This window comes from Actinomadura harenae (assembly GCF_003696215.1).
Classification (GTDB): domain Bacteria; phylum Actinomycetota; class Actinomycetes; order Streptosporangiales; family Streptosporangiaceae; genus Spirillospora; species Spirillospora harenae.
The window spans coordinates 1-7,051 of the sequence record NZ_RFFG01000202.1 but is presented as its reverse complement, the minus strand read 5'-3'; the positions used below and the strand labels follow the sequence as shown (position 1 = coordinate 7,051).

Below are 7,051 nucleotides of genomic sequence, written 5' to 3'. Positions count from 1 at the left end.
TCGCGGCGGCGTGGGCCGCGGCGGTGCGGCGGCACGACCGCGGCGCGGCCGTGGCGAGCTTCGCGCACGAGGTCGTCGCCGTGGTCGGCGCCGACGGCGACGATCCGGACCTCGACGGTGGACCGGTCCATACGCTCCTGAAGGAGGCCGCCGCGCTGTTCGCCGAACATTCGTCCGTCCGCCGGACGTTCTCGACGGGCATCGGCCGCACCGTCGTGTCGCCGTCCCGGCTGCCGGAGGCGTACGAGCAGGCGCTGAAGTCGGTCCGCGTCGGACGGCAGCTGCACGGCGACGGCGCGCGGGCGCACTTCGACCAGCTCGGCGTGTACCGGCTGCTCAGCCTCGTCCCGGATCCGGAGGAGCTGCACGCGTTCGTCCGCGAGACGCTCGGCGACCTCGCGGCCGACGACGAGCCGGAGCTGGTGGACCTGCGCCGGACGCTCCAGGTGCTGCTGGAGACCAACCTCAACGTCGCCGAGACCGCGCGGCGGCTCCACTTCCACTACAACACACTGCGTTACCGCATCGGGAAACTGGAACGACTGCTCGGCCCGTTCACCGAGGACGCCCATCTCCGCCTGAACCTGACCCTCGCCCTGCACGTCCTGCGGATGCGGGGGATCTAGCGGCCGCGCGCCGGACCCGGCCGCTGCGCCACCCCCGGTGGTGCGCGGCCGGGCCCGGATGCGGCATTCTCGTTCACGTAGCGTAAACGAGAATTTCAGGAGATGTGGATGGCGTTCGGCTGGAAGGTGCACGGCGACGGGAAGACGCCGCCGCCGGGGGAGGTCGTCCGCCCGGACGAGCGGCTCTCCTGGCCGCGCACCGCGGGCATCGGGGCCCAGCACGTGGTGGCGATGTTCGGCGCCACGTTCGTCTTCCCCGTGCTGATGGGGCTGGACCCCAACCTGGCGATCATGATGTCCGGCGTCGCCACCATCCTGTTCCTGCTGATCACGAGCGGGAAGGTGCCGTCCTACCTCGGGTCGAGCGCGTCGTTCGTCGGGGTCGCGGCCGCGATCCGCGCGGCGGGCGGCGACTCCGGGACGGTCACCGGAGCGATCCTCTGGGTCGGCGTCGCGCTGCTCGTGGTCGGGCTGGTCATCCACTTCCTCGGCGCGAACGTGCTGCACGCGGTGCTGCCGCCGGTCGTGACGGGCGCGGTCGTGGTCCTGATCGGGTTCAACCTCGCGCCGGTCGTCGCGAACGTCTACTGGCCGCAGGACCAGTGGGTCGCGATCGCGACGATGGCGTTCGCCGTGCTCAGCGCGGTGCTGCTGCGCGGCTTCTGGGCGCGGATCAACGTCCTGCTGGCGCTGGTGTTCGGGTTCGCGCTGTCGTGGGTGCTGGACAAGACGGCGGGCCGGGTCACGTCCGTCCAGGGCGGCAGGAACCTGCTGGACGCGTCGGGCCACCCGTGCCCGACCGAGGGCCCGTACTGCGTCGCGACGGCGTTCCCGCACGACCGCGTGGACTTCTCGGCCGTGAGGTCGGCCGATTGGCTCGGGCTGCCGCACCTGCACGGCCCGAACTTCAAGATGTCGGCGATCCTGCTGGCGCTGCCCGTCGTGATCGCGCTGATCGCCGAGAACACCGGGCACGTGAAGGCCGTCGCGGCGATGACCGGCGACGACCTCGACCCCTACATCGGCCGCGCGCTCACCGCGGACGGCATCACCACGACCCTCGCGACGGCGGTCGGCGGCGCGCCGACGACCACCTACTCCGAGAACATCGGCGTCATGGCCGCGACGAGGATCTACTCGACGGCCGCGTACTGGGTGGCGGCGGTCGTGGCGATCGCGGTCGGGTTCGTCCCGAAGTTCGGCGCGCTGGTCGCGGCGATCCCGGGCGGCGTGCTCGGCGGCATCACGGTCGTCCTCTACGGGATGATCGGCCTGCTCGGCGCGAAGATCTGGGTCGAGAACCGGGTGGACTTCGGCGACCCGGTCAACCTCGTCCCGGTCGCGGCGGGCCTGATCCTGGCGATCGGGAACGTCACGCTGCACATCACCGACAGCTTCCCGCTCCAGGGCATCGCGCTCGGCACGATCGTCCTGCTGGTGGGCTACCACCTGCTGAACCTGGCGGTGCGGCGGCCGAACGACAACGGCGGCGGGGTCATCGCGCCGAGGGAGCGGGAGATCGGCGGCGACGTCCGCCGCTCCACCGAGTAGCGGTCCCCTGAGGGGACGCGGACGTGGTACCGGCGGGGTCGGCTCTCGGGGAATGGGGGACCTCGACCCCGCCGGTGCATGAACCCTAATGCGCAGGTGTCGGGCGGCTCAGGGCAACCGCGAATCGTCCCTGTTCGCGGCCTACCTGCGGAAATGTGGGTCAGGCGGGCGGGGCGTCGGGCGCGTCGCCGCCCAGCGAGCGCGGCAGGTAGTTCTGGACGGCGGCGGGGCGGAAGCCCTGCTGCTTGATCCAGCCGAGCAGCATCCGGAACTCCCCGGCCAGACCCTTGCGGTAGTGCATCAGGACGATGTCGCCGGGCCGGAACCCCTTGCCCAGGCCGTCCCCGCGCGCGAACCCGTTGAACCCGACGCCCGGTCCGGTCGTCCCGTTGTAGAACTCGGCCGTCCAGGTCAGGATCGACTTGATCCCGCACGCCTTCGCGGCCTGCCGGGTCGCGGTGTTGTACGACCCGAACGGCGGCCGGAACAGCTCGGGACGCCGCCCGTACTGCTTGGTGATCGTGTCGGACGACTGGCAGATCTGCCGCTGCTGCGCCTCCAGCGGGAGCGTCTTCATGTCCGGGTGGGTGACGGTGTGGTCCTCCATCCGCGACCCCGCGTTGCGCAGCGCCCAGAAGTACTGGCCGTGCCCGCGCACGTACGTGGTGGTCAGGAACGTGAGGATCGGCACCTTCTCCGTCCGGACGATGTTCACGAACTCCGGGTCGTACTCGTAGCCGTCGTCGATCGTCAGGAACACCACGCGGTCCTGCGTGCTGATCTGGCTGATCACCGGGGGCAGGCCGTCCGCGGACGGCTTCGGCGGCGTCCACGAGCCGGGCTTCGGGTGCTCCCACCGGTGGTCGGCGAGCGCCGCCGTCAGCTCCGAGCGCAGCCGGTCGTCCCCGCCCCCGCCCCCGGACGGCAGCGCCGACACCGCCGGCCAGAGACCGGCCGCGATCCCCAGCGCCGCCGCCACCGCCGTGTACCCCTTCGGAACACCGCCACGCATCCCCGCGTCCCCCGTGCCCTACCGCTCATCCGAACAAGAACGGACATATCTGATCACGTCAGGGCATCACGGGAGACGGCGACGCTCCGCTGTTGCCGACCTGTGTCCGAACTCTCGTGCCTCCGCCGGTGACGAGGCGTGTGCGGCCGGGGTCAGGCGTCGCGGCGCTGGAAGAGGACCAGGGCGAGGGCCAGCAGGACGACCGTGTACAGCGCGAACACGCCGAGGCCGACCCAGGGCGACAGGACGTCCGAGGACGGCCGGGTCCCCATCACCGCGCCGCCCGCGGCGGTCGGCAGGAACTTGCGGATCGTCACGCCGAAGTCGCCGGGCAGGAACGAGCCGATGATCGGCAGGACGAACAGCAGGCCGAGCACCGTCGTGACCGCGCCCGCGGTGTGGCGCAGCAGCATCCCGAACGCCAGCGCGAACAGCGCGATCAGGGTCAGGAAGAGGCCGCCGCCGATCACCGCGCGCAGCACGCCGTGCTCCCCGAGCCCCTCGTTCAGGTTCCGGTCCGCGAAGATCAGCTGGGACAGGAAGTAGGAGGCGAACGACACGATCTCCCCGACCACCAGCACCAGCAGGCCGAGGACCAGCGCCTTCGCCGCGAACAGCCGGGTCCGGCGCGGCACCGCGGTGAGCGAGGTCCGGATCATCCCGGTCGCGTACTCGCCCGTGACGACCAGCACGCCGAGCACGCCGAACGCCACCATGCCGAACTGGATGCCGACCAGCCCGTAGGCGGTCGGGTCGAACTGGAACCTGTCGCGCGGGGTCAGCTGGTCGTAGGCGGAGACGAACACCAGGGCCAGCAGGACGCTCAGCCCGATCGTCACCACGAGCCCGGCGAGCAGCGTCCAGAACGTCGACCGGACGGTGCGGATCTTGATCCACTCGGCGGCGACGGCGTCCGCGAACGAGGCCGGGCGGCCGGCCGTCCCGGGCCGTCCGGGCTGTCCGGGTGGTTCGGGCCGTTCGGCTTCCGCGGGGGTCTCGGGCGTGGTCATGACCGTCCTCCCTGCCAGATTCCGGTCGGCCCGGCCGGTGGCGGCCCCGAGGGTCCCTCGTCCGGCGGCGATCCGGGAGGAGGCCCGGCGGGCGGCGATCCCGGCGGCGGTTCTGGCGGCGATCCGGGTGGTGGTTCGTCGGGCGGTGTTCCAGGCGGCGGGGCTTCTCCGGCGGGACGCTCGGCGTCGTGGAGGCCGCCCGCGTGGTACTCGACGGTGTCGCCGGTCAGGCGCATGAACGCCTCCTCCAGCGACGGCCGGACGGGCGAGAGCTCGTGCAGCCGGACGCCGTGGTCGGCGGCGACGTCCCCGACGGCCGCGGCGTCGGCGCCGAAGACGCGGAGCGAGCCGTCCGGGTCGACCTCGACGCGCCAGTCGTGCCGGGCCAGCAGCGGCCCGAGCTCGGCGACCTGCGGCGACCGCACCCGCACGTGGCTGGTCGCGTCGCCCCCGATGAACTCGCGGACGGACGTGTCGGCGAGGATCCGGCCGCGTCCGATGACGATGAGGTGGTCGGCGGTGAGCGCCATCTCCGACATCAGGTGGCTGGACACGAACACCGTCCGGCCCTCGGCGGCCAGGCTCCGCATGAGCGTCCGGATCCACAGGATGCCCTCGGGGTCCAGGCCGTTCACCGGCTCGTCGAACATCAGGACGGCGGGGTCGCCGAGCAGCGCGCCCGCGATGCCGAGCCGCTGCCCCATGCCGAGCGAGAAGCCCTTGAAGGGCTTCCTCGCGACCGTCTGCAGGCCGACGAGGTCGATCACCTCGTCCACGCGGCGTCTCGGGATGCCGTTGCTGCGGGCCAGGCAGAGCAGGTGGTTGTAGGCGCTGCGCCCGCCGTGGACGGCCTTGGCGTCGAGGAGCGCGCCGACCTCGTGCAGCGGCGCGCCGAGCCCCGCGTACCGGACGCCCGCGACCGTCACCGTCCCGCCGGACGGGTGGTCGAGGCCGAGGATCATGCGCATGGTCGTGGACTTGCCCGCGCCGTTCGGGCCGAGGAATCCGGTGACGTGACCGGGCCGGACCGTGAAGCTCACCTGGTCGACGGCCGTCTTGTCCCCGAACCGCTTCGTCAGCCCCCGCGCCTCGATCATGCTGGGCTGATACCGACGCGTTTGCCTGCGGAAACGGCGACGGCGGGCATCCGGAGCAGATTTCACTCCCGGATTGCCCGCCGTTGAAGCGCTTTTCGGGGGTTCGGTGCCGGGGTTCGGTGCGGGGGTTCGGCCCCCCGCCCGACACCTCCCGCCGACTACTTCACGTCGACGAGGTCCACCACGAAGATCAGCGTCTCGTTCGCCCCGATCTTGGGGGACGGGCTGTGGCTGCCGTAGGCCAGGTGCGGCGGGATGACCAGCTTGCGCCGGCCGCCGACCTTCATGCCCTGGATGCCCATGTCCCAGCCCTTGATGACGCGGCCGGCGCCGAGCGGGAAGTCGAGCGGCCCGCCGCGGTTCCAGGACGCGTCGAACTCCTCGCCGGTCGAGAAGGCCACGCCGACGTAGTGGGCGTAGACGGTCGAGCCCTTGGTGGCCTCCGCACCGTCCCCGACCGTGATGTCGGTGATGTCAAGGTTCGTCGGGGGCTGGCCCTCGGGGAAGTCGATCTCGGGACGTTCAAGCGCCATCTGCTGGCTCCACCCGTCATGTCAGGGGTCGAAATACGGACGCGGCAAGCCTAGTCGGCCTCGCGGGCCACCCCGTGCGCACCGGTCCGCCCGGCCGAGGCACGGACGGTGGCCCGGACGGGGGTCAGGTGGCGTCCTGGGTGGGGCGGACGGCGTGGAACGCGGGCCCCGCGACGGCCGTGCCGTCCACGAGGAGGTCGGCGCGCTCCCGGGTGCGGTCGGACGCGAAGTGACGCGACTCGCGCCCGGACCACGCGTCCCAGGCATCGGCGTAGGTGAGGCCGTCGCGCTGGAGGGCGCGGGCCCGGCGCAGGTCGCGCGGGGCGTCCACCCAGATCCGGAACGCGGCGGGGGACCCGCGCCAGGCCGCGCCGACGCCCTCCACGACCAGCGCCCCGGCGGGCGGCAGCTCCTCGTCCGGGCCGTAGACGTCGCGGTGCCAGTCGTAGCGGCGCAGGTGGCCGGGGTGTCCGGCCATGATCGGCGTCAGGACGTCCCGCTCGAACGGCGGCCACCAGGTCAGCGGATCGGCGTCCCAGGGGACCCGGAAGTCGTCCGACCGGACGAGCGGCATGGCGGCGGAGGCCGCCTCGCCGAGGGCGGCCGCGAGGCGCGGCGCGAACGTGGACTTGCCGGACCCGCTCGGCCCGTCGACGGCGACCAGCCGCACCGGCCCCGCCGACGGGGGCAGGGCGAGCAGCAGGTCCGCGAGGGCCGGGTAGGTCGTCGGAACGTCCGTCACGAACGGCATACTTCCAGCAGATGCCGGTCGAACCCGCATCGCGGGCGGGCCCTTTGCCGGGCGTTGCCCGTTCTCCCGGCCCCCAGCGAAAGGGACGCGCCCGATGGACCTTCTCGGCGGACCCCGCCCGGACGACCCCGGCCGTCCCGCGCTCACCGTGGCCGGACGTCCCCTGAGCCGTCCGGCGCTGGACGCGTGGGCCGTCGCGATCGCCGCCGAGATCCGGGACGCGCGGGCCGTCGCCGTCCACGCGACCCCGACCCTGGAGACCGTCGCCGCCGTCGTCGCGGGCCTGTTCGCGGGCGTCCCCGTGGTGCCGCTGCCGCCCGACTCCGGCCCGGACGAGCGCGCCCACATCCTGCGCGACTCGGGCGCGACGCACCTGCTCGCCGCGTCGGAGGCCGCGTTCCCGGACGGGCCGGACGTCCCGCCGCTCGTGGCCGTCGACCGGCTGCGTCCGGCCGGGGCCCCCGACGGCCT

The 7,051-nt window shown here is 72.9% G+C and carries 8 protein-coding genes; 3 read left to right on the top strand and 5 right to left on the bottom strand.

Annotated features, from left to right (window positions below; genetic code table 11):
* Both EBO15_RS42250 and EBO15_RS42245 read left to right on the top strand, forming a co-directional pair.
* Window positions 1–626 (top strand): PucR family transcriptional regulator (locus tag EBO15_RS42250; protein WP_199745170.1); only part of this gene is annotated, 626 nt, incomplete at its 5' end.
* Between the two features lie 108 nt (window positions 627–734).
* Complete coding sequence (locus tag EBO15_RS42245) at window positions 735–2,177, top strand: uracil-xanthine permease family protein (protein WP_122200061.1); 1,443 nt, start codon at window positions 735–737, stop codon at window positions 2,175–2,177.
* A 160-nt stretch (window positions 2,178–2,337) separates the two neighbouring features.
* Here the strand turns inward: EBO15_RS42245 and EBO15_RS42240 are convergent, their stop codons facing one another.
* The 5 genes from EBO15_RS42240 to EBO15_RS42220 all read right to left on the bottom strand — a co-directional run bounded on the left by EBO15_RS42240 (window position 2,338) and on the right by EBO15_RS42220 (window position 6,580).
* On the bottom strand, window positions 2,338–3,189 hold the full coding sequence (locus EBO15_RS42240; protein WP_122200060.1) for a polysaccharide deacetylase family protein: 852 nt from the start codon (window positions 3,187–3,189) through the stop codon (window positions 2,338–2,340).
* Window positions 3,190–3,341: 152 nt separating this feature from the next.
* Window positions 3,342–4,199, bottom strand: a complete 858-nt coding sequence (locus EBO15_RS42235; RefSeq protein ID WP_122200059.1) for an ABC transporter permease subunit — start codon at window positions 4,197–4,199, stop codon at window positions 3,342–3,344.
* On the bottom strand, window positions 4,196–5,296 hold the full coding sequence (locus EBO15_RS42230; protein ID WP_122200058.1) for an ATP-binding cassette domain-containing protein: 1,101 nt from the start codon (window positions 5,294–5,296) through the stop codon (window positions 4,196–4,198). Before EBO15_RS42230 ends, EBO15_RS42235 begins: the two co-directional genes overlap by 4 nt.
* A 158-nt stretch (window positions 5,297–5,454) precedes the next feature.
* A complete protein-coding gene (locus tag EBO15_RS42225; RefSeq protein ID WP_122200057.1) occupies window positions 5,455–5,829 on the bottom strand; it encodes an FKBP-type peptidyl-prolyl cis-trans isomerase in 375 nt (124 codons plus the stop codon).
* Window positions 5,830–5,953: 124 nt separating this feature from the next.
* The gene (locus tag EBO15_RS42220; RefSeq protein ID WP_122200056.1) at window positions 5,954–6,580 is read right to left on the bottom strand and encodes a uridine kinase family protein; all 627 of its coding nucleotides are present in this window, start codon (window positions 6,578–6,580) and stop codon (window positions 5,954–5,956) included.
* 94 nt (window positions 6,581–6,674) lie between these two features.
* On the opposite strand from EBO15_RS42220, the gene EBO15_RS42215 reads away from it, so the two are divergent.
* Window positions 6,675–7,051 (top strand): AMP-binding protein (locus tag EBO15_RS42215; protein WP_147481903.1); only part of this gene is annotated, 377 nt, incomplete at its 3' end.

Coding starts and splice junctions, on each gene's coding strand:
- EBO15_RS42245 (WP_122200061.1), top strand. CDS start 735: ATGGCGTTCGGCTGGAAGGTGCACGGCGACGGGAAGACGCCGCCGCCG.
- EBO15_RS42240 (WP_122200060.1), bottom strand. CDS start 3,189: ATGCGTGGCGGTGTTCCGAAGGGGTACACGGCGGTGGCGGCGGCGCTG.
- EBO15_RS42235 (WP_122200059.1), bottom strand. CDS start 4,199: ATGACCACGCCCGAGACCCCCGCGGAAGCCGAACGGCCCGAACCACCC.
- EBO15_RS42230 (WP_122200058.1), bottom strand. CDS start 5,296: ATGATCGAGGCGCGGGGGCTGACGAAGCGGTTCGGGGACAAGACGGCC.
- EBO15_RS42225 (WP_122200057.1), bottom strand. CDS start 5,829: ATGGCGCTTGAACGTCCCGAGATCGACTTCCCCGAGGGCCAGCCCCCG.
- EBO15_RS42220 (WP_122200056.1), bottom strand. CDS start 6,580: ATGCCGTTCGTGACGGACGTTCCGACGACCTACCCGGCCCTCGCGGAC.